General features: G+C 59.7%; 20 protein-coding genes, 1 pseudogene and 1 riboswitch. Of the genes and pseudogenes, 10 read left to right on the top strand and 11 right to left on the bottom strand.

Annotation, left to right across the window (positions count from 1 at the left end; genetic code table 11):
- The coding region (locus ACTQ1E_RS05450; protein ID WP_441565170.1) for an IS3 family transposase at nt 1–481 on the top strand (481 nt) is incomplete at its 5' end.
- 278 nt (nt 482–759) lie between these two features.
- Here ACTQ1E_RS05450 and ACTQ1E_RS05445 read toward each other — a convergent pair.
- Genes ACTQ1E_RS05445 through thiM form a run of 3 tightly spaced genes read right to left on the bottom strand, consistent with a single transcriptional unit; the run spans nt 760 to nt 2,636 of the window.
- Nucleotides 760–1,455 carry a thiamine phosphate synthase gene (locus ACTQ1E_RS05445; protein ID WP_441565168.1) on the bottom strand — a complete coding sequence of 232 codons (696 nt, stop codon included), beginning with the start codon at nt 1,453–1,455 and terminating at the stop codon, nt 760–762.
- Nucleotides 1,452–1,793, bottom strand: a complete 342-nt coding sequence (locus tag ACTQ1E_RS05440; protein ID WP_427719764.1) for a thiamine-binding protein — start codon at nt 1,791–1,793, stop codon at nt 1,452–1,454. The genes ACTQ1E_RS05445 and ACTQ1E_RS05440 overlap by 4 nt, the downstream gene beginning before the upstream one ends.
- Before the next feature lie 3 nt (nt 1,794–1,796).
- Entirely contained in the window at nt 1,797–2,636 is an 840-nt protein-coding gene (thiM, locus tag ACTQ1E_RS05435; protein WP_370450622.1) for a hydroxyethylthiazole kinase, read from the bottom strand.
- 51 nt (nt 2,637–2,687) lie between these two features.
- Nucleotides 2,688–2,798, bottom strand: a riboswitch (TPP riboswitch).
- Nucleotides 2,799–2,958: 160 nt separating this feature from the next.
- Between thiM and ACTQ1E_RS05430 the strand changes: the two genes are divergently transcribed.
- The 4 genes from ACTQ1E_RS05430 to ACTQ1E_RS05415 all read left to right on the top strand — a co-directional run bounded on the left by ACTQ1E_RS05430 (nt 2,959) and on the right by ACTQ1E_RS05415 (nt 7,513).
- Nucleotides 2,959–3,867, top strand: a complete 909-nt coding sequence (locus ACTQ1E_RS05430; protein WP_441565166.1) for an HAD-IIB family hydrolase — start codon at nt 2,959–2,961, stop codon at nt 3,865–3,867.
- Nucleotides 3,868–3,877: 10 nt separating this feature from the next.
- Nucleotides 3,878–4,774, top strand: a complete 897-nt coding sequence (locus tag ACTQ1E_RS05425; protein WP_427796141.1) for a LysR family transcriptional regulator — start codon at nt 3,878–3,880, stop codon at nt 4,772–4,774.
- Nucleotides 4,775–4,922: 148 nt separating this feature from the next.
- Complete coding sequence (locus ACTQ1E_RS05420) at nt 4,923–6,056, top strand: 5-methyltetrahydropteroyltriglutamate--homocysteine S-methyltransferase (RefSeq protein ID WP_441017185.1); 1,134 nt, start codon at nt 4,923–4,925, stop codon at nt 6,054–6,056.
- Nucleotides 6,057–6,178: 122 nt separating this feature from the next.
- Nucleotides 6,179–7,513 (top strand): uracil-xanthine permease family protein, encoded by a 1,335-nt coding sequence (locus ACTQ1E_RS05415; protein ID WP_441565164.1) that lies wholly within the window; start codon nt 6,179–6,181, stop codon nt 7,511–7,513.
- 58 nt (nt 7,514–7,571) lie between these two features.
- Here ACTQ1E_RS05415 and ACTQ1E_RS05410 read toward each other — a convergent pair whose 3' ends face one another.
- Both ACTQ1E_RS05410 and ACTQ1E_RS05405 read right to left on the bottom strand, forming a co-directional pair.
- A complete protein-coding gene (locus tag ACTQ1E_RS05410) occupies nt 7,572–8,237 on the bottom strand; it encodes an alpha/beta hydrolase (RefSeq protein ID WP_441565162.1) in 666 nt (221 codons plus the stop codon).
- A 136-nt stretch (nt 8,238–8,373) separates the two neighbouring features.
- On the bottom strand, nt 8,374–9,687 hold the full coding sequence (locus tag ACTQ1E_RS05405; protein ID WP_441565160.1) for an NCS2 family permease: 1,314 nt from the start codon (nt 9,685–9,687) through the stop codon (nt 8,374–8,376).
- A 193-nt stretch (nt 9,688–9,880) separates the two neighbouring features.
- Between ACTQ1E_RS05405 and ACTQ1E_RS05400 the strand changes: the two genes are divergently transcribed.
- Both ACTQ1E_RS05400 and bsh read left to right on the top strand, forming a co-directional pair.
- Nucleotides 9,881–10,300: a peptide deformylase gene (locus ACTQ1E_RS05400; RefSeq protein WP_154517060.1), complete on the top strand. Its 420-nt coding sequence runs from the start codon at nt 9,881–9,883 to the stop codon at nt 10,298–10,300.
- Nucleotides 10,301–10,543: 243 nt separating this feature from the next.
- Nucleotides 10,544–11,509, top strand: coding sequence for a choloylglycine hydrolase (bsh, locus tag ACTQ1E_RS05395; RefSeq protein ID WP_427728209.1), 966 nt, complete (start codon nt 10,544–10,546; stop codon nt 11,507–11,509).
- Between the two features lie 79 nt (nt 11,510–11,588).
- Here bsh and ACTQ1E_RS05390 read toward each other — a convergent pair whose 3' ends face one another.
- The 3 genes and pseudogenes from ACTQ1E_RS05390 to ACTQ1E_RS05380 all read right to left on the bottom strand — a co-directional run bounded on the left by ACTQ1E_RS05390 (nt 11,589) and on the right by ACTQ1E_RS05380 (nt 13,111).
- Nucleotides 11,589–11,750, bottom strand: coding sequence for a hypothetical protein (locus ACTQ1E_RS05390; protein WP_427728294.1), 162 nt, complete (start codon nt 11,748–11,750; stop codon nt 11,589–11,591).
- Nucleotides 11,751–11,788: 38 nt separating this feature from the next.
- Nucleotides 11,789–11,932: pseudogene (locus ACTQ1E_RS05385) on the bottom strand (KUP/HAK/KT family potassium transporter); the annotation flags it as partial.
- A 267-nt stretch (nt 11,933–12,199) separates the two neighbouring features.
- Entirely contained in the window at nt 12,200–13,111 is a 912-nt protein-coding gene (locus ACTQ1E_RS05380) for a DMT family transporter (RefSeq protein WP_427747886.1), read from the bottom strand.
- Between the two features lie 118 nt (nt 13,112–13,229).
- Between ACTQ1E_RS05380 and ACTQ1E_RS05375 the strand changes: the two genes are divergently transcribed.
- Nucleotides 13,230–14,087 carry a LysR family transcriptional regulator gene (locus ACTQ1E_RS05375; protein ID WP_370450624.1) on the top strand — a complete coding sequence of 286 codons (858 nt, stop codon included), beginning with the start codon at nt 13,230–13,232 and terminating at the stop codon, nt 14,085–14,087.
- 202 nt (nt 14,088–14,289) lie between these two features.
- Nucleotides 14,290–15,771 (top strand): aminotransferase class I/II-fold pyridoxal phosphate-dependent enzyme, encoded by a 1,482-nt coding sequence (locus ACTQ1E_RS05370; protein WP_441565172.1) that lies wholly within the window; start codon nt 14,290–14,292, stop codon nt 15,769–15,771.
- Nucleotides 15,772–15,997: 226 nt separating this feature from the next.
- Here the strand turns inward: ACTQ1E_RS05370 and ACTQ1E_RS05365 are convergent, their stop codons facing one another.
- Nucleotides 15,998–16,408 (bottom strand): peptide deformylase, encoded by a 411-nt coding sequence (locus tag ACTQ1E_RS05365; protein ID WP_154517072.1) that lies wholly within the window; start codon nt 16,406–16,408, stop codon nt 15,998–16,000.
- A gap of 214 nt (nt 16,409–16,622) precedes the next feature.
- Here ACTQ1E_RS05365 and ACTQ1E_RS05360 point away from each other — a divergent pair, with 214 nt between their 5' ends.
- Nucleotides 16,623–17,522, top strand: a complete 900-nt coding sequence (locus tag ACTQ1E_RS05360; protein ID WP_441565157.1) for a hypothetical protein — start codon at nt 16,623–16,625, stop codon at nt 17,520–17,522.
- 388 nt (nt 17,523–17,910) lie between these two features.
- On the opposite strand, the gene pdxT is transcribed toward ACTQ1E_RS05360, so the two are convergent.
- Complete coding sequence (gene pdxT, locus ACTQ1E_RS05355; protein ID WP_441048504.1) at nt 17,911–18,498, bottom strand: pyridoxal 5'-phosphate synthase glutaminase subunit PdxT; 588 nt, start codon at nt 18,496–18,498, stop codon at nt 17,911–17,913.
- 20 nt (nt 18,499–18,518) lie between these two features.
- A complete protein-coding gene (gene pdxS / locus ACTQ1E_RS05350) occupies nt 18,519–19,409 on the bottom strand; it encodes a pyridoxal 5'-phosphate synthase lyase subunit PdxS (RefSeq protein ID WP_441565155.1) in 891 nt (296 codons plus the stop codon).
- Between the last annotated feature and the right edge of the window lie 21 nt (nt 19,410–19,430).

The raw sequence follows: 19,430 nt of genomic DNA, 5'->3' as shown, positions 1-19,430 counted from the left end.
CGACATAACCGAGTTCAGGCTGCCGACGGGCCGCAAGGTGTACCTGTCCGCCATCAGGGACTGCTTCGACTCCTCGATCGTCGCCTGGCGGGCGGGCGAGCGCCCGGACGCCGACCTCGCGAACTCGACGCTGTCGGACGCGTGCTCCCGGCTGGCGCCCGGCGAGCGCCCCGTGATCCACTCCGACCGCGGCGTGCACTACCGCTGGCCGGGCTGGATATCGATATGCGAGCGGAACGGCCTGGTCAGGAGCATGTCGGCCAAGGGCTGCAGCCCCGACAACGCCGCGATGGAGGGCTTCTTCGGCCTGCTCAAGAAGGAGTTCTTCCACGGGAGGGACTGGTCCGGCTGGTCGCCCGGGGAGTTCATCGAGGCCCTCGGCGCGTGGATAGGGCGCTTCAACTCCGAGCGGGCAAGCGACGCGCTCGGTGGCGCGACACCGGACGACTACCGGTCGTCGCTGGGGATGGCCGCGATTTAGCGGTCCAGGAAATCGTCCGCAGTCCCGCCGTAGTTTGGGACACAGTTTCCCGTTGGGCGGATTTCGGAAAGCGTGTCCCAGAATTTGCGCCCAGAACGGGATACAGTTTCCCAGACGGCGGATTCCGGAAAGTGCATCCCGGAATCTACGTCTAGACTGGGACACAGTTTCCCGCTGACTCTCTATATGGAAAGCGCATCCCAGAATGGAGGTCCAAACTGGGATGCGCTTTCCGCTATTGAAGATATGAGGCTGCGAATCAGCTGCTCGGCCTATGCCTATGCCTGCTGCCAGGTGTCGACAAGCTCCTTGGCTGCGGCGTGGGGGTCGTCAGCGCTGCAGACGGCGCTCACCACAAAGAAGCCGTCGACGCCGGTGGCCTTGAGCTGCGGCAGATCGGCTTTTTTGACGCCGCCGCCGACCACGATGGGAACGGGGCTTGCCTCATGGAGCGCGGCCAGGTCCTCAAAGCTCTTGGTGATGATGGAGCCATCTGCCGCGCGTCCACAGTCGCGCTTGGTCTCGGTCTCGTGGAGCGGGCCGATGCCCAGGTAGTCGACTAGGCTCATGTCGGCGGTCTTGACGTACTCGAGCATTTCCTCGCAACGGGCCGAAAGGCCCACGATGGCATCGGGGCCCAGAAGCTTGCGGCAGACCTCGACGGGAATATCGCTCTGGCCCACATGCACGCCGTCGACGGCGATACCCTGTTCGCGTGCGGCGAGTACGCAGTCCAGACGGTCGTCGATAAGCAGGGCGACCTTGCCGGTCTTGCCGGCGCGAGCGATAGCCTGCGCGGCGTCGCCCGTCAGCGCGATGATCTCGCGGGCACTTGCCACCTTGGAGCGCACCTGGATGCAGGTAAAGCCGGCATCGAGCGCCTGCGCTACCACATCGCCCACGGGACGTCCCAGCGTGTTTTCGGGGCCGAGTACCAGATAGGCCGAGATATCAAGGTTGTCGTGGATGCTCATCGTGCTTCCTCCTGCTTTTTGATCTGCGCTTCCATGCGCTCGAGTTTGCCGGTCATGGTGTCGGTAAAACCGGGTCGAATATCGGCTTTGAGCACGACTTCGGTGCGGATGCCCTTGCTTGCCAACACAAAGGTTGCGTCGCGTACGACCTGCATGACCTCGTCCCAGTCGCCCTCGATCTCGGTGAACATCGAGGTGGTGCGGTTGGGAAGGCCGCTCTCGCGAATGACGCGCACGACCTCGGCGACCTCGGCGGACAGCTCGTCGCCTGTGCCGCACGGGGCGATGGCTACGGCGACGAGCGTGTTCATGTCGGCAGCGGTTGCGGGTTCGGACATGGCTTATGCCTCCTCGAGCTCGAGGTGGTTATTCGCAATATCCTGAGCGGTCGCGCGGTAGAGTTCGTCGATAAAGGCGACCTTAAAGCTTGCCGGGGCATCAGCGACAGCGGCGGCACGCGTGCCGGCAACGTTGTAGACAGCGGTACCGCAGATGGCTGCCGTAAACGGATCGGCGGCGCAAGCGTACACGGCCAGGACGCCGCCCTGCGAGCAGCCACAGCCGGTAATCTTGGACATGAGCGGGCTGCCGCCGTGGGACTTGGCCACGGTCGTGCCGTCGGTAATCAGGTCGACTTCGCCCGAGACCACTACGGCGCCGCCGGTGTAGCGGGCGAGTGCCACGGCAGCGCCGCGGGCGGCGTCGACCGTATCGGTGGTATCGACACCGCGCACGCGGCTCAGGTCAGCCGCCTCGCCTTCAAGACCCCACAGGCCGGCGAGCGCGATGATCTCGGAGGCGTTGCCGCGCACGATGGCGGGCTTGTACTGCTTGAGCTCGTTTACCAACTGGGTGCGCAGGCTACCGATGCCCAGGCCCACCGGATCGAGCACCCAGGGCTTGCCGGCGTCGTGTGCCGCCTTGGCCGCACGGGGAATCGTCTGCTCGTAGATGGGGAAGAGCGTGCCCATGTTGAGATAGATGGCGCCGCCGCCGGCAACGAGCGCCTCGCCCTCGTCGGGCAGATAGACCATGGCGGCCGAACCGCCTACGGCGAGCTGCGCGTTGGCGACAAAGTCGATCGTCACCGTGTTGGTGATGGAGCCGGCCATCGGGTTGGTGGCGCGAATCTCCTCCACGGCCTTGACCACATTTTGTTTAAGCTGTTTCGAATCAATCACTGCACATGCCTCCTTGGCATAGAAAAGGGGCGCTGTGCATAGACAGCGCCCCTGTAAAGGCGGCATGCTCCCTACGCCAGCATTAACTGACAGGTTCAAAGGATTGGGCCCCATGCCCTCTCAGCCTTGTGGTTTGCACCGCCGGCACTCCCGCATCGAATCTGTTGTTCCCTATACTAGCGCACCTGCCAAAAAGGGACAGGTTTATTTTGGCAGGTGGCAACTGGGGCGTTGCATTTTCCCAGATAAAACCTGCCAAAATAAACCTGTCCCTTATTGGCAGGTCGCTACAATGGATACGGTGAAAATGACTGGGGGCCTTATGATTAAACTTGTGCTGACCGATATGGACGATACGTTGATTCCAGCCGGGCATGACGGCGCCAGCGACTACGCCATCGAGGGTATTCATGCCATGCAGGCGGCGGGCCTGCACTTTGGCCCGGTTTCGGGCCGTCAGCCTTCCGCGATGGGCTGGATGTTTCGTAATCGTTCCGAGTGCTTCTCGACCGGTGCGTTCTGCAACGGCCAGGTCATGTTTGTCGACGGCGAGGTGATAGCCTCGCATGCGACCGATAACGCCGCCCTTATTCGCTTGGCTGACTACTTGGAGCAAGAGACCGATGATACCTATCTGAAGGTCTACAGCTTGGGTGATGACTTTTGGGACAATGACGCCTATTGCGTGACGAGCGACCCCGAGCGCGTGCGTCGCGCTATGGAGTCGGGCGGCAACGCGTGGCTCAAAGGCGAAGAGGCCCCGTGCCGTCCCGTTGTCGGTGACGCGCCGGTGTTCAAGGCGAATATCTGGAGTGCCCGTTCGCGTGAGGGGCTCGCGGAGCTACGCGAGCGCGTTGCCGCCGAGGTGCCGGAACTCTCGCTCGTGTTTCCCAACAGCCGCGTGCGCCTGTTTGACATCCTTCCGGCTGGTTGGGACAAGGGCTGTGCCACGCTGGAGCTGGCGCGTGCTTTGGGTCTGACGCCCGACGAGGTGGCGGTGTTCGGCGATTCCGATAACGATCTGCCCATGATTAATGCCGTTCCCAACTCCGTTGCAGTCGCCAATGCCAATGAGGCCGTCACGGCTGCCGCGCGTTGGCATATCGGCGCCGCGGCAGACGATGCGGTTGCCGGGGCTCTGCATCAGATTGCCGCCTGCGCCGCGACGGGGGAGATGCCGTCGTTTATGCGCCAGATGGACGCGACGGGTCTTGGCGTCACGAACGTCTAGGGAGAAAGTCATGAAGCTTCAGCAGCTCAGGTATGTTGTTAAGGTTGCCGAATGCGGCAGCATCACCGAGGCCTCGCGCCGGCTCTTTGTGTCGCAGCCTTCGATTACCGCCTCGATTCGCGATCTCGAAAACGAGATGGGTGTGCACATCTTTGAGCGCACCAACAAGGGCGTCATTGTGTCCGAGGAAGGCGAGACATTCTTGGGCTACGCGCGCCAGGTACTCGATCAGGCCGACCTGCTCGAGGGCAAGTACAAGGGCGCATCCGAGCAAGTGCCGCACTTTAGTGTGAGCTGTCAACATTATTCCTTTGCCGTTAATGCGTTTGTCGACGTGATCCGTGAGTTCGATGCCGCGCGCTACGACTTTACCCTGCGCGAGGAACAGACTCACGAGATCATCGAAGATGTCGCGCACATGAAGAGTGAACTGGGCATTCTGTACTTATCCGAACATAACCGCGAGGTTATCGAGCGCATGCTGGCGGCCAACGAGCTCGTATTCGAAGGACTCTTCTGCGCCACGCCGCACGTCTTTGTATGCGCCGACCATCCACTGGCGGACCACGCCAGCGTGACGCTCGAGGACTTGGAAGACTATCCGTTCCTATCCTACGAGCAAGGCAGCTACAACTCGTTTTACTATTCCGAGGAACTGACCTCGACGTTTGAGCGCCGCAAGAATATCCGCGTGCGCGACCGTGCGACCTTGTTCAACCTAGCCATGGGTCTCAACGGCTACACGGTGTGTTCGGGCGTGATTAGCCACGAGCTTAATGGCCCCGGTATTATCTCGATTCCGCTCGATGTGGATGAATACATGGAGATCGGCATTATCACGCGCAAGAATACGACGCTCACGCGCTATGGACAGGCTTATGTCGAGGCCATCCGGAGGCATATCTAACCGGTAGCGTTTGATGTTGCTATCTTGAGCTGTCGAAATGGATATAGGAAAACTATATGGCAAACATATATAAACGCATATTTTACGATAACCAGGAGTGCGCTCATACTCTTTCTCGCCAAAGCAGTCCATGCAAAAGGAGATTCCTATGAGCAATTCCACCCAGCTCAAAGCGCCGTTTCGCGCCGATATCGTCGGCAGTTTTCTTCGTCCGCAGGCCGTAAAGGACGCCCGCGCCGCCTATGCGGCAGGCGCGCTTGATGCCGAGGGACTTAAGGCAGTCGAGGACGAGGCCATTCGCGATTTGGTGGCAAAGCAAAAGGCCGCCGGCCTGCAGGTCATCACCGATGGCGAGTTCCGCCGCAGCTACTGGCACCTCGATTTTATGTGGGGTCTCAACGGCATCGAGCGCCGCACCTCGCGTACGGGCTATATGTTCCACGATGAGGAGACTACCGCCGACACCGCCGTGGTGACCGGGCCTATTAGCGGCGAGAACCATCCGTTCGTCGAGCACTTCAAGTTTGTCAAGGCGCTTGAGGGCGAGGGCCAGGTTGCGCGGCAAACCATCCCGGCGCCGATCCAGACGTTCTCCGAAGTCACGCTCGACCGCTGCGATGGCCAGCAGGAGAGCCTGCGCGCCGTCTACAAGACCGACGAAGAGCTCGCCGATGCCATCGCCGCAGCATACCGCACCGTGATTGCCGATCTGTATGCCGCGGGTTGCCGCAACATCCAATTTGATGACTGCACCTGGGGCATCTATTGCGATACTGACTTTGTGTCCAAGACCGGCATGAGCCCGGTTGACCTGCAAAAGGTGAGCGAGCTGGGCGTGGCGCTCAACAATGCCGCCATCGCGGGCAAGCCTGACGACTTGGTGATCAATACGCATGTATGCCGTGGCAACTACCACTCTACTTATGCCTTTGAGGGCGGCTATGATCCCATCGCCCCGTACCTGTTTGCGCATGAGGACGTTGACGCGTTCTATCTTGAGTTCGACACTCCGCGCGCCGGTGGTTTTGAGCCGCTCAAGTACGTTGCGCCCGGTAAGAAGGTCGTGTTGGGTCTGGTGACCACCAAGGCAGCCGAGCTCGAGGACGAGGACGCGACCGTCGAGCGTATTCATGAGGCGGCAAAGTACGTGCCGCTTGAGAATCTGTATCTGTCTCCGCAGTGTGGCTTTGCCAGCTGCGAGATTGGCAACAAGCTGACCGAAGGCGAGCAGTGGGCAAAGATCGCGCTGGTCAAGCGTATTGCCGAGCGTGTTTGGAAATAGCGGTACCGTTTGCAAGTGACGGCGCGTGCGAGACATGGCGTATCGCGTACAATGGTTCGGACCGTATCGTTCGGGCAGGTTATCCGCTATGCCCGAGCGCCCTTCCATTCGAAAGGACATCCATGTCCCAGTCCTCGACGCCCGCCGTCACCGATGCCATCTACGACGCTTCGTCGCTCGGCCGCCCGCGCATGTTCCTGCTCGGTCTGCAGCACCTGTTTGCCATGTTTGGTGCCACGGTGCTGGTGCCCGTGCTCACCGGCCTTTCGGTATCGGCAACGCTTTTGTTTGCCGGCTTGGGCACGCTGCTATTCCACTTCCTGTCACGCGGTAAGGTCCCCGCATTTTTGGGCTCATCGTTTGCCTTTATTGCCGGCTATGCCGCAATCGCGCCCAACGGCGAGGCCGAGCTATTGCCCTACGCTTGCCTGGGCGTTGCCTGCGCCGGTTTGCTCTACCCGGTGCTTGCGGCGCTCTTCCGCGCGTTTGGCGCCAAGCGCGTCATGCGCTTCTTCCCGCCGGTGGTGACTGGCCCCATTGTCATTTCGATCGGTCTGATCCTGGCGAGTTCCGCTATTGCCAACTGCCAGACTAACTGGCTCGTTGCCGTGGTTGCCGTCGCCGTAATCGTCATCTGCAATATTTGGGGTCGCGGCATGGTCAAGATCGTGCCGATTTTACTGGGCGTCGTGGTGAGCTATGCCGTTGCGGCTGCGCTGGGCGAGGTCGATTTCTCCGGCGTCGCAGCCGCTCCCTGGCTTGGCTTGCCCGTCGTGTGGGACAACACGGTGTTTGCACTCTTTGGGCCGCAGTTCGATAGCGGCCTTGCCACGACGGCCGTCATCACCATCATGCCGCTGGCCTTTGCAACCATGATTGAGCATATCGGCGATATATCCGCTATTGGCTCCACCTGCGAGCGCAACTACATCGCCGATCCCGGCCTGCATCGCACGCTGCTCGGTGATGGTCTCGCCACGATTCTGGCTTCGCTCTTTGGCGCTCCGGCCAACACCACGTATGGCGAGAACACCGGCGTGCTCGCCCTGACGCGCGTGTTTGACCCGCGCGTGATTCGCATTGCCGCGTGCTGCGCCATCGTGCTTTCGTTCTGCCCCAAGTTCGCTGCCGTGATCGCCGCCATGCCGGCATGCGTTATCGGCGGCGTGTCGCTCGTGCTCTATGGCATGATCAGCGCCGTGGGCGTCCGTAACCTCATCGAGAACCAGGTCGATTTCCAGAACAACCGCAACGTGCTGGTGGCCGCTCTGGTGCTCGTGCTTTCACTCGGCATTGCCTACAGCGCCGCCGGTGCCATCGTGCTGGAGCTGGGCGGCGTGACGATTTCGCTTTCGGGCCTTGCCGTGGGCTCGCTGGTGGGCATCGTGCTCAACGCGATTCTGCCCGGCAACGACTTTGAGTTCGCCGTTTCCGAACTTGAGGAGACTGTCGAGTAGTAGTTGTGTTCAGCTAAATCAAAAAAATGGCGCCCGTGCGTACGCGTGGGCGCCATTTTTAATGCGTCAGTATCCAGTGTATGCCGCGGGCCATGCGCACATCGGTTTGGGCAAAGTGGTTACCGGGGTTGAGCTCGAAGGTCGCGGGGATGCCTCGGTCGCCGAGTAGTTTCTCCATTGCGCGCGTGTCGTCGAGTACGTGCCGCATCATGCGGTTGGGCGTCTTGGTCTCCTTTTTGCCGAGTGATAGATAGACGGCGTTGGGCGCGGCTGACATCGTGTGCCCGTGTGCGTAATCGAGAAATCCGGGAAACCATAGGGACCCCGATGCGCTTGCGGCGCGGTCAAAGGCATCGGTCTGCCAGAGCGACCAAAGCGAAAAGAGGCCCGCCAATGAGTAACCGGCAATGCCGCGCCAGGTAGGCGGGCAGGGAAGTGATGGCTCGACCTCTGGGATTATCCGATTCAGCAGTTCATCGAGAAACTCGGACGCCTGTCCACCAAAGGGCTCGGCATCGCGCACGGTTCCGTCGCATTCCCAAGGACTCAGCTCGCGATTCCAATCGAGTTCGCCAATGGCGACCAGGGTGAATGGCGGGCAATCAAGCTCAAGACAACGGCTATAGACCTCGGTGCCGTCACCCATGACCGCGGGAAGGTAAATGACGGGCGCGCTTTCGACATGCTTTGAATGAATGGTTATCTGCTTTTGACGCGCTTCCATGACAAGCTTCTCTCTGCATTTCGACATCTACAAATACGATTGTCGCACGTCGGCGTAGGGACCGTCGCTAAAAGAAAGGCGCAGAGCCGCTTGATGCGACTCTGCGCCTTGAGGTTTTGCTTTGGCAGCTTTGCCCTTACGCTACAAAGAAGTAGACGAGGAAGGCGAGTGATGCGATCCACATGAGCGGCTTGACCTTGGAGGCCTCGCCCTTAAAGAGCGCGACGACCACGTAGGCGATAAAGCCCAGACCGATGCCGGCAGAGATGGAGTAGGTGAAGGGCACGCCGGCGACAATCATGAACGCTGGGAAACCCTGCGACACGTCGGACCAGTCGATCTCGGAGGCCTCGCTCATCATGAGGTAGCCGACGTAGACCAGAGCACCGCAGGTGGCGGCGCTGGAAACGATGGTGACGATGGGGGAGAAGAACGCGGCGAGAATGAACAGCACGCCGGTGGTGACGGAGGTGAGGCCCGTGCGGCCACCGTCGGCAGCGCCAGAGGTAGACTCGACGAAGGTGGTGATGGAGGAGACGCCCATAAAGCCACCGGCAGCGGCGGCCACGGAGTCGACGACCAGGATGGGACGGATGTCCTCGACATTGCCGTCCTCGGTCAAGAACTCGCCCTGCTTGGCGACGGCCATCGCGGTGCCCATGGTGTCGAAGAAGTCACTCATGAGCAGCGAGAAGGCAACGACGAGCAGCATCGGGTCGGTCAGGACCTTCACGATGGCCATGTTGCCATCAGCAGTGCTGGCAAACGGGGCGCCAAAGGTCGAGAAGTCGAGCGGTGCGATGAGACCCTCGGGCGCATGGGTGACGCCCAGCGGGATACCGGCGATAACGGCGACGATGATGCCGATGAGCAGCGAGCCCGGCACGTTGCGGGAAGCAAGGGCAACCGTCACGACGATGGAGATGATGCCGACGATAAAGGTGGGGGAGGCGATGTCGCCCAGGCCGACGAGCGTACCGGTGCCAGCGGTGATGATGCCGGCGTCGCACAGGCCGATCATGGCGATAAACAGGCCCAGACCCACCGAGATTGCGTGGCGCAGGACCACGGGGATGGCGTCCATGATGGCCTCGCGCAGGCCGCAAAGGACGAGCAGCAAGATGATGATACCTTCGAGGAAGATAACACTCATGGCAACGTGCCAGTCACCGCCGCACATGGTGGCGGTGATGCCCGCAATCATGGCGTTGATGCCCAGGCCCGACGCACAGGCGAGCGGGCGGTTGGCGAAGATGCCCATGCAGATGGTCATGATGCCGGCGCCCAGACAGGTGGCGCAGGCGAGCGCTCCCGCATCGATGCCAGCGCCCGAGAGCACCGCAGGGTTGACGGCGATGATGTAGGCCATCGCCAGGAATGTTGTCAGTCCAGCGCGAAGTTCGGTCCCGATTGTGGACTTGCGCTCGCTGACGTGAAAAAGTTCGTCCATGCATACCCTTTCCTTGTTCGGCCCCGAGTTTAGGCCGATTGACACGAACTTACATACTATATCGCCTTTGGAAGGTCGATGTTCCTCGCATGTTGAAGTTCGGCGCTTTGTAACAGGCGGACGGTATTTTTCGCATGAAAATGTGTAGGTACCGTATACTTAAGCAGTTACATTGAACTCTTTGGAGGAACGTATGATTAAAGAGCTCTGCCGCGACGAGGCTATCCTGTCCCAGCGTTGCGAGGTTGCGACTGTTGAGGACGAGTCGGTCGCACAGGACCTGATCGACACCATCAAGTCGCTCGAGGACGCCGGCTGCCTTGCCGCCAACCAGATTGGCGTCACCAAGAAGGTCTGCGTCTATCTGGACGACGCCGGCGAGCCCCACGTGCTCTACAACCCCCGTCTGGTGTTTGGCCTGGGCGCCAGCAAGATGGAGGAGAGCTGCCTGACGCACGACGAAATCACCAAGTCCACGCGCTATATCAAGTGCAAGGTTGCCTTTGACCAGATCGTCGACGGCAAGATGAAGGAGTGCCGCCGCGACTACACGGGCTTTGAGGCACAAATGATCCAGCATATGATCGATCACTGTCTTGGAAAGTTGGTCTAAGGGGACCAAAGCCCGCACCTTGCCGCTCAAGCGTCGCTCGCGTACCTTAAGTACGCTTCGCTCCTCTTTCGTGACAATCTGCGGTATTTTGACCCCTTAGACGACCTGCGAGGTTGACTTGGTTGAGTTTATCTTGCTTGTGTGGTCCGGACGTGACGTTATTGTCATGTCCGGACCTTTGTGTTTAGCGCCTATTTGTTTGGTAACAATGAGCTTAACAAGGACGTATGGCTAGGAGGCGCCATGTGCACGAGCATTCGATTTACCGATAATTCCGGCAACATGTATCTGGGTCGCAACCTCGACTGGAGCTTTAGCTACGGCCAACAGGTTCGCGTGATGCCCCGCGGGTTCCATATCCCGTATTCGTTTATCGACGATGCGTCGGCGGCACACGCGGTAATCGGCATGTGCATCGATTACAAGAACTATCCTATGTTTTTCGACTGTGGTAACGATGCGGGTCTGGCTGTGGCAGGGCTCAACTTTCCCGGTTATGCCGAGTATGCCGAGGACCCGGTTGATGGCAAGACCAATATCGCGGCCTATGAGTTTCCCCTGTGGGTGGCAGCGACGTTCTCGACGGTCGACGAGGTCGAGGCTGCGCTGCGCGACACGGTGATTGTTGCCAAATCTGCCGGAGAGGGGCTGGGTGTGTCGCTGCTCCATTGGATTATCGGCGACAGCCGGCGCAGCATCGTGGTCGAGATGATGGCTGACGGTCTGCATGTATACGACGATCCGGTCGACACCCTTGCCAATCAGCCGACCTTCCCGTGGCACATGGAAAACCTGCGCACCTATATCACCGCCACAAGCGATTTTCCTCAGACGGCGACATGGCGTGGCGCCGAGCTCAAGCCCTATGGCGCGGGTGCCGGCATGCGCGGTATTCCGGGTGACTGCTATTCGCCGAGCCGTTTTGTAAAGGCGGCGTACCTCAATGCCAATTACCCGCAAAAAGACAACGAGGCCGAGAACGTCATTCGCATGTTCCGCTCGCTCGAGGGGGTGGCGATGATCGAGGGCGCGTCCAAGATGGGTGACGGCAAGTTCGAGAAGACTATCTACACCGGATGCTTTAGCGCGCGCACGGGCAATTACTATTACTCAACGTATGAGGATCCGTCGATTCGCTACGTGAGCCTGATGGATGCCGAGGGCGCGAGCCCCGATAGGCTCGTGGTTCCCGAGCCGCGTCGTTCGTAGCCGGCGGTTTTACTGCAATGCAAAGCGGCCCTGCGCCTCCTGTGAGGCGCAGGGCCGCTGTCGTCGACGCGCGACGTCGTTAGAAGTTGGCGTCGCTGAGTTGTTCGCTCTCGAGGCCGTCGAACTGTTGCTGTTCGGGCGTATCGGCGACGCTCCCGAGCAGCTCGGTGGGGTCGACGTTCATGTCCCTACCGGCTTCGTTGCTGTTGACAAGGTCGTTCGAGAAGATATCGACATCCATTTCCTCGGCTTCCTCGATCTGAACTTCGAGCTGGAGTTATTGGCGAGCAGCGCCGCGCCGCCGATCATGGCAGGTAGAATCAGCCACGGCGCCACTTTGCGCACCAGGCTAAACAGGGCGAAGATGCCGCTCTCGTTGTGGTTGTCGGCCTTCATGGCGATTACCACGTACTTGACCGTGCTGGTCTTGGAGGTTTGCCTCCAGTTTGGCGTGCGCCACGTGGACTCCCTTGGACATCCGGTTATCTGTCTTGGACAGATAACTTTTATGCCGTCTTTATACATACAAGAGCTGTTTGGCACATCGGGTAATTTTAGACAATAATCCCCAGCTGGGGATTATTTATGTACGCAGGTAGCATTTCAAAACAGGGGCGCATCCGCTGTATGGCTTTGCTGCAATGTAATAACCGCGGACGCGCTCCTGCTTTGAAACCGAAGAGGGAACTTTTAGACGCGTGCTGCCTGAGCGATACCGGTCTTGGCGCCTGAGCGTTTACCGGCGAGTTCGCAAAAGATCGCGCCGCCGATGATAAGCACGGCGCCCATCAGGCGGACTGGTGTTATGACTTCGCCCAAAAGGGCGGACGAGAACACGACGGCCGAAAGCGGCTCGAGGTAGCCGACGACAGCGACGGTCTGCACGGGCAGTTTGGCGACGGCGCTAAAGTAGAGCAGACAACCGATGCCGGTGTTGACGACGCCGAGCATAGCGACGGCGCGCCAATCGATGGTTGCGGCGATGCTGGCGGACAGGAATGAGGGGGTGCCTTGGGTGACGAGTGTAAGGACCAGCGCGGTCACAAAGGCGGCGCTCACCTGGAGCGCGGAGTTCTCGAGGCCTTCGATGTGCGGCGCGCCCTTGCTGGCGATGACCATCAATGCATAACAGAAGGCCGAGGCGATTCCGCAGACGATGCCCGCAATGGGCATATTGCCGCCTAGACCTTGCGCTGCAATGAGAAAAGCGCCGCAGGCGACTGCGATAAACCCGGCGATTTTGCCACCGGTTAGTTTTTCGCCAAAGATAAACGGCGAGAGGGCCATGACGATGATGGGGCCGCAGTAGTACAGCAGCGAAGAAACGCCGACGCCGATCGTCTGATAAGCGCGGAACAGAAAAATCCAGCTGGCGCCCAGCGCGGCTCCCGAGAGGAGGAGGGCTGCGGCTTCGCGGGGGCGAGAAGGCGCCTGCAGCTTATGGCGCTGGGTAATGGCGAGGATGGCGACAAGCGAAAGGGCTCCCAGAAAAGTGCGTAGCAGCACGATATCGGAGCTCGGGAGTGCGATGGCCGCAGCGATGATGCCGTTGGAGCCAAACAACAACAATGCTGCTAAATACGTAATCAATCCGTTGTTCATGCGCTGCCGTCCCCTCTATATCTGTGCATGCTCACTATGGGTGAACTGGCTTTAGAAGAAAAGCGAATATAATGCATGGAAAACATGACAAAAACTCATGCAAGGGTGGAGGCATGTCGTGGAAACGAATATTCAAAAAATGCAGGTACTGCTGGAGACCGTGCGCGCTGGAAGCTTTACGCGTGCTGCCGAGCGCCTGAGCTACTCGCAATCGGGCGTGAGCCGCATGGTGGCCGATCTTGAGGCCGATTGGGGCTTTAAGGTACTCGACCGCAGTCGTGAAGGTGTTGCTCTTTCTGCCGACGGGCGGCAGGTCATGCCGGCTGTCGAGGCGCTCTGCGAGGAATTCGTTCGCTTGCAGCGACGGGTGGATGAGATGCGCGGGCTCATGCGCGGCAAAATCTGCATCGGTACGTTTTCGAGCGTGGCGACCCACGTGCTGCCGCCGGTGATTGCGCGTTTTCGTGCTGATCATCCAGACGTCGATTACGAGTTGCTGATGGGCGACTATTCAGAGATTGAACAATGGGTGGCAGAGGGTCGCTGCGATCTGGGCTTTATCCCTCGTGAGCCCCGAGAAAACGGCATGACATCGCTGCCTTTGGTGCGTGACGAGTTAATGGCGGTAGTGCCGTCAGGCTCGTTGTTTGCCACGGCGGAGGTCGTCTCTCTTGCCGACTTGGCCAACGAGCAGTTTATTCTGCTAGAACGCGGCACCGATGACGAGATTACGCCGCTGTTTCGTCGGGCGGGACTGGCAGTGCACTCAAAACTGTCGACCTGGGATGACTATGCGATTATGGCTATGGTCGAGGACGGCCTGGGTGTGAGCATTCTTCCCGCGCTCATCATGCGCCGCTGTCAGTTCGATGTTGCCGTGCGTCCGCTCGAAGGGCATCCCCATCGGCAGATCAACGCCATATATCGAACGGCCGATGTTTCGCTTGCCGCCGCCCGTTTTCTTGAATACCTCTAAATGGGCGCACGTCGTTACCGCCTTGGGGTAAATCTTGAGGTTTGGGTCATGTTATTTTTGAAATTGAACTTTTAGAAATAGCACGGCGCTATACTGCTTGCTAAATTGAACCTTGGTTCAATTCGTGTTCTATAAATTGAACTTTGCCAGTAAGGAGGTTCCTGTGACCCAAGAGACGTTTAGCGATCGCCTGCGACAGGCTATGTCCGATCGCGACGTTCGCCAGTCGGACGTAATCCGCGCATCGGAGATGCTCGGCAAAAAACTCGGCAAGAGTCAGATGAGCCAATATGTGAGCGGCAAGACGATTCCGCGGCGCGATGTGGCAGAGCTACTCGCCCGCATTTTGGAGGTCGATGTTACCTGGCTGCTCGCCGGTGACGCCGATCAAGGCGAGACATCATCGACCCACAACGTTTCCAAGCCCGAACCCCATCCCTCAGCTCAAATTGCAAGGAGCACCACCATGCGTACTTTTTCTAAATCCACCAAACTCGAGAACGTTCTGTATGACGTGCGCGGCCCCGTTGTCGACGAGGCAGCCCGTATGGAGGACGAAGGCGAGTGCATCCTCAAGCTCAACATCGGTAATCCGGCGCCCTTTGGTTTCCGCACGCCCGATGAGGTCATTAAGGACATGCGCCAGCAGCTGCCCGACTGCGAAGGCTATTCCAACTCGCGCGGTCTGTTCTCTGCGCGCAAGGCGATCATGCAGTATTCGCAGATCAAGGGCCTGCCCAATGTTCAGATGGAACATATTTACACGGGCAACGGCGTGTCCGAGCTCATTCAGCTTTCGATGAACGCGCTGCTCGACAATGGCGACGAGATTCTGATTCCCAGCCCCGATTATCCGCTGTGGACGGCGTGCGCAACTCTTGCCGGTGGACATCCCGTGCACTATCTGTGTGATGAGCAGGCCGATTGGTATCCCGATCTGCAGGATATGGAGTCCAAGATCACGAGCGCGACCAAGGCCCTCGTCATCATCAACCCCAACAACCCCACGGGCTCGGTCTATCCGCGCGAGGTGCTCGAGGGCATCGTTGAGATCGCGCGCAGGCACCAGCTCATGATTTTTGCCGACGAGATCTATGACCGCCTGTGCATGGACGGCTACGAGCACGTCTCCATTGCATCGCTCGCCCCCGACCTGCCCTGCATTACGTTTAGCGGCCTGTCCAAGTCGCATATGATCGCGGGCTATCGCATTGGCTGGATGGTGCTTTCGGGCAACCAGCGCTGCATGAGCGACTTCATCATGGGCATCAACATGCTCTCCAACATGCGCCTGTGCTCCAACGTGCCGGCCCAGTCGATCGTCCAGACGGCGCTTGGCGGCCATCAGTCGGTCAACGACTACATCCGCCCCGGCGGTCGTGTCTACGAGCAGCGCAACTTTGTGTATGAGGCGCTCAGCAAGATCGACGGCATCTCGGTGGTCAAGCCGCGTGCGGCGTTTTATATCTTCCCCAAGATGGATGTTAAAAAGTTCAACATCACCGATGACGAGCAGTTTGCCCTCGACCTGCTGCACGAGAAGAAGATCCTCATCACGCGTGGCGGCGGCTTCAACTGGGCTGAGCCCGATCACTTCCGCATCGTGTACCTGCCGCGCATGGAAGTGCTCAAAGAGTCGCTCGAAGACCTCGCCGATTTCTTTGACCATTACCGCCAGTCCTAATTGGTTCCGCCGTTCTACCGAACGGCGGACCGCTTGACGCTACGCGAGCCGCATTCACGCCAATCTGACGTTCAATTTCGAGGGCGCGACCAGAAGGTCAGCGCCCTCTCATTTCACGTCACCTTGGCGCAAATGCGGCTCGCTCGCTGTCGTGTGCTCAGCCTGCGTCGTTACCATGATCCAAAGGGGACGGAGGAAAACAGATCATTTTTCTTGACTCGCGGAACTATATAACGACGCCGTTACAGTGGTCGATTTCGTGCTGGATGATCTCGGCGGTGTAGCCCGAGAAGTTTTTGATGCGGTGGACGAAGTTCTCGTCCAAATACTCCACCTTAATGCGACGATAGCGGGTGCAGGGACGCTCGCCGATCAGCGAGAGGCATCCTTCGCTGGTCTGATAGGCATTGACCTGCTCAAGAATTTGAGGGTTGTACATCAGGAGCGTCCTGTTGCCGTCCTTTACGCAGATGATGCGTTTGCGCACGCCGATCATGTTGGCGGCGAGCCCCACGCACTCGTGCTCATGCTCGTGGAGCGTATCCAGGAGGTCCTGCCCGATCACGGCATCGTCGGGCCCTGCGTCTTCGGAAGGCAGGCGCAAAAAGAACTCGGATTTCATGATGGGCTTAATCATGGCGGGCTCCTTAAGGTGGACACGTTTGGTTCAGGCCATGATACCGCGACATGTCGCATTAATGTGTGCATATAGATTCTGCAGCTAGATTGGATGGCGACACCATAAACTAAGGGACGTTTTGCCGAGAGGCATGAATGTTTAAAGCGCAAAGAGTGCGCGACGGGCCCCGCGAATGGGGCGATGATGCCCGAGAGGGCCAAGAAGGAGTCTCATGTCCGAGAACGAAGAGATCATGAACGAGACCGAGAACGAGACCATGGCTGCCGAGGTCGAGGCAGTCGAGACCGTGGAGACCGAAGCTACCGAGGTTGAGGCTGCTGACGAGGTTTCCGCCGAGGAGGAGGCCGAGGTTGTCGAGGCCGCCGTTGATTACGATGACGAAGAGCTGATGGACAAGATGCAGAAGGCCGCCCGCCTGCTGCGTAGCCGTCGCTTTGCTATTTCCAAGGAGGAGGAGGCTAAGGCCGAGCGTATGGCGAACATCGAGCGCGCCATCAAGCTCCTTGACCTCAAGCCCAAGATGGAGCAGAAGGAAATGTCCGACCTGCTGGGCATGCGCCTTCGTGAGCTCGATGGCCTGATGGCCGAGGCCGAGGCTGCCGATCTGGTCGGCCGCATCGACAACGCCGAGGGCGATATGCGCAAGATTGTCGTCTTCGCTGCCGAGGATGCCGCTGAGGGCCTGGTCGAGCTTGCCAACAAGAAGGAGAAGCTCCTGCCCGAGCTTTCTTACGAGGAGGCCACCGAGCTGATGGCCGCGCTCGATAAGGTTATCGCTCCGCTCGTCGCCATGGGTCTGGACGAGGATCGCGGTCCTCGCGGCGGCCGTGACGACCGTGGTGGCCGTGGCAGCGACCGTGGCGGTCGCGGCGGCTTTGGCGACCGCGGTGGCCGTGGCGGCGACCGTGGTGGCCGCGGTGGCCGTGGCGGCTTTGGTGACCGTGGCGGCGACCGTGGCGGTCGCGGCGGCTTTGGCGGCAACCGTGGTGGCTATGGCGACCGCGGTGGCAACCGTGGCGGCTTCGGCGGCAACCGTGGCGGCGACCGCGGCGGTCGAGGCGGCGACCGTGGCGGCCGCAACGGTGGCGGCTTCCGCGGCAACCGCTTTTAGTTACGGCGTTTTACCAAACGCCGTAACGGGCCGACGCTGCAAGCCCGCCAGAGCGGCAATCTGCCTTTCAACTTCGCGGCATGACCAGAAGGTCAATGCCGCCTCGTTTCAAGGCACCCTGCTCGCGTGTACGGGTTTTCGCTGTCGTTGCCAAAACATCGGCGTTGCCTTGATCCAAACCTGCCAAAAAGGGACAGGTTTATTTTGGTCGGTATTATCTGGGCAAACGTGGCCGTCTATCGCAATGTAGTCGTTGAAAACGTCCCCAACGACTACATGGCATGAGAGTGGATAATCTCCCGGTTTGAGCCTGCATCCGAGCTCAAAGTGGGAGATTTCCACTCTCATTTGCTATGCGTCCGAAAATCCACATTCGTTTGTTTTCTGCCTACATTTGGAGGAAGAGCTCGTGGAGGCGGGTGTCGTCGTCGAGCTCGGGGTGGAAGGTAACGCCGAGCTGATTGTCTTGACGGGCGGCGACGATGCGGCCATCGACTTCGGCTAGGGCCTTGGCATTGCCGTGCACCTCGACGATGCGGGGTGCACGGATAAACGTTAACGGCACTTCACCGTCGATACCGCCTACCTGCCCCTTGGTGCGAAAACTGCCGAGCTGCCTGCCATAGGCATTGCGCTCAACGAGTATATCCATGGTTGCCAAGCGCGGTGTCCCCTTGTCATCGTGGGCGGCAAGGTCGCGCGCCAACAGAATCAGACCGGCACAAGTTCCCAGTACAGGCATGCCTTCAACAATGCGGGTACGAAGATCCTCGAGCATATCGAGTTCGGCAAGTAGCTTGCCCTGAACGGTGGACTCGCCGCCGGGAAGTACCAGACGGTCAAAGTTCTGCTGCAAATCGGCCGCCTGCCTCAGCTCAATACAGTGTGCGCCCAGCTCGGATAGTCTTGCTTCGTGCTCGGCAAAAGCGCCTTGGACCGCCAGCACGGCGACCGTTTGGTCTGCATAATCGCTCATGGGCGATCCTTTCTGCCGGACTAGCGCCCGCGCTCCTCCATGATAATCTCGATCTCGTCGGCGTTGATGCCCACCATGGCCTCGCCCAGGTCCTCCGAAAGCTCGGCAATGAGTTTGGCATCGGTGAAGTTTGCCACGGCCTTGACGATGGCGGCGGCGCGCTTGGCCGGGTTGCCGCTCTTAAAGATGCCCGATCCCACAAAGACGCCCTCGGCGCCCAGCTGCATCATCAGCGCGGCGTCGGCGGGGGTCGCTACGCCGCCGGCGGCAAAGTTCACGACGGGAAGCTTGCCCGTGGCGTGGACCTCGCGCACCAGCTCGACCGGAACCTGCAGTTGCTTGGCTGTCTCAAAGAGCTCGTCATCGTTCAGGGCAACAACGTCGCGGATCTGCTTTTGGATCTTGCGCATGTGACGCACGGCCTGGACGACATCGCCCGTACCCGGCTCACCCTTGGTGCGAATCATCGTGGCGCCCTCGGCAACACGGCGCAGCGCCTCGCCCAGATCGCGGGCGCCGCAGACAAACGGCACGTCAAACTGGGTCTTGTCGATGTGATAGACGTCGTCGGCAGGGGAGAGAACCTCGGACTCGTCGATGTAATCGATCTCGATGGCCTGCAGGACCTGCGCCTCGACAATGTGGCCGATGCGGCACTTGGCCATAACGGGGATGGAGACGGCCTCTTGGATGCCCTTGATCATCTTAGGGTCGCTCATGCGTGAGACGCCGCCTGCGGCACGGATGTCGGCCGGGATGCGCTCGAGTGCCATGACGGCGCAGGCGCCCGCCTCTTCGGCGATGCGTGCCTGCTCGGGCGTGGTGACGTCCATGATGACGCCGCCCTTGAGCATCTGCGCGAGCTCGCGATTGAGTTTGACGCGATCGGCCTTGCTGGTCTGTTCTGCCATGGTTGCTCCCTTGGTTGGCAT

This window comes from Collinsella sp. LCP21S3_C7, from assembly GCF_052118485.1.
In the GTDB taxonomy this organism is placed as follows: domain Bacteria; phylum Actinomycetota; class Coriobacteriia; order Coriobacteriales; family Coriobacteriaceae; genus Collinsella.
This window is presented reverse-complemented; position numbering and strand designations above follow the sequence as displayed.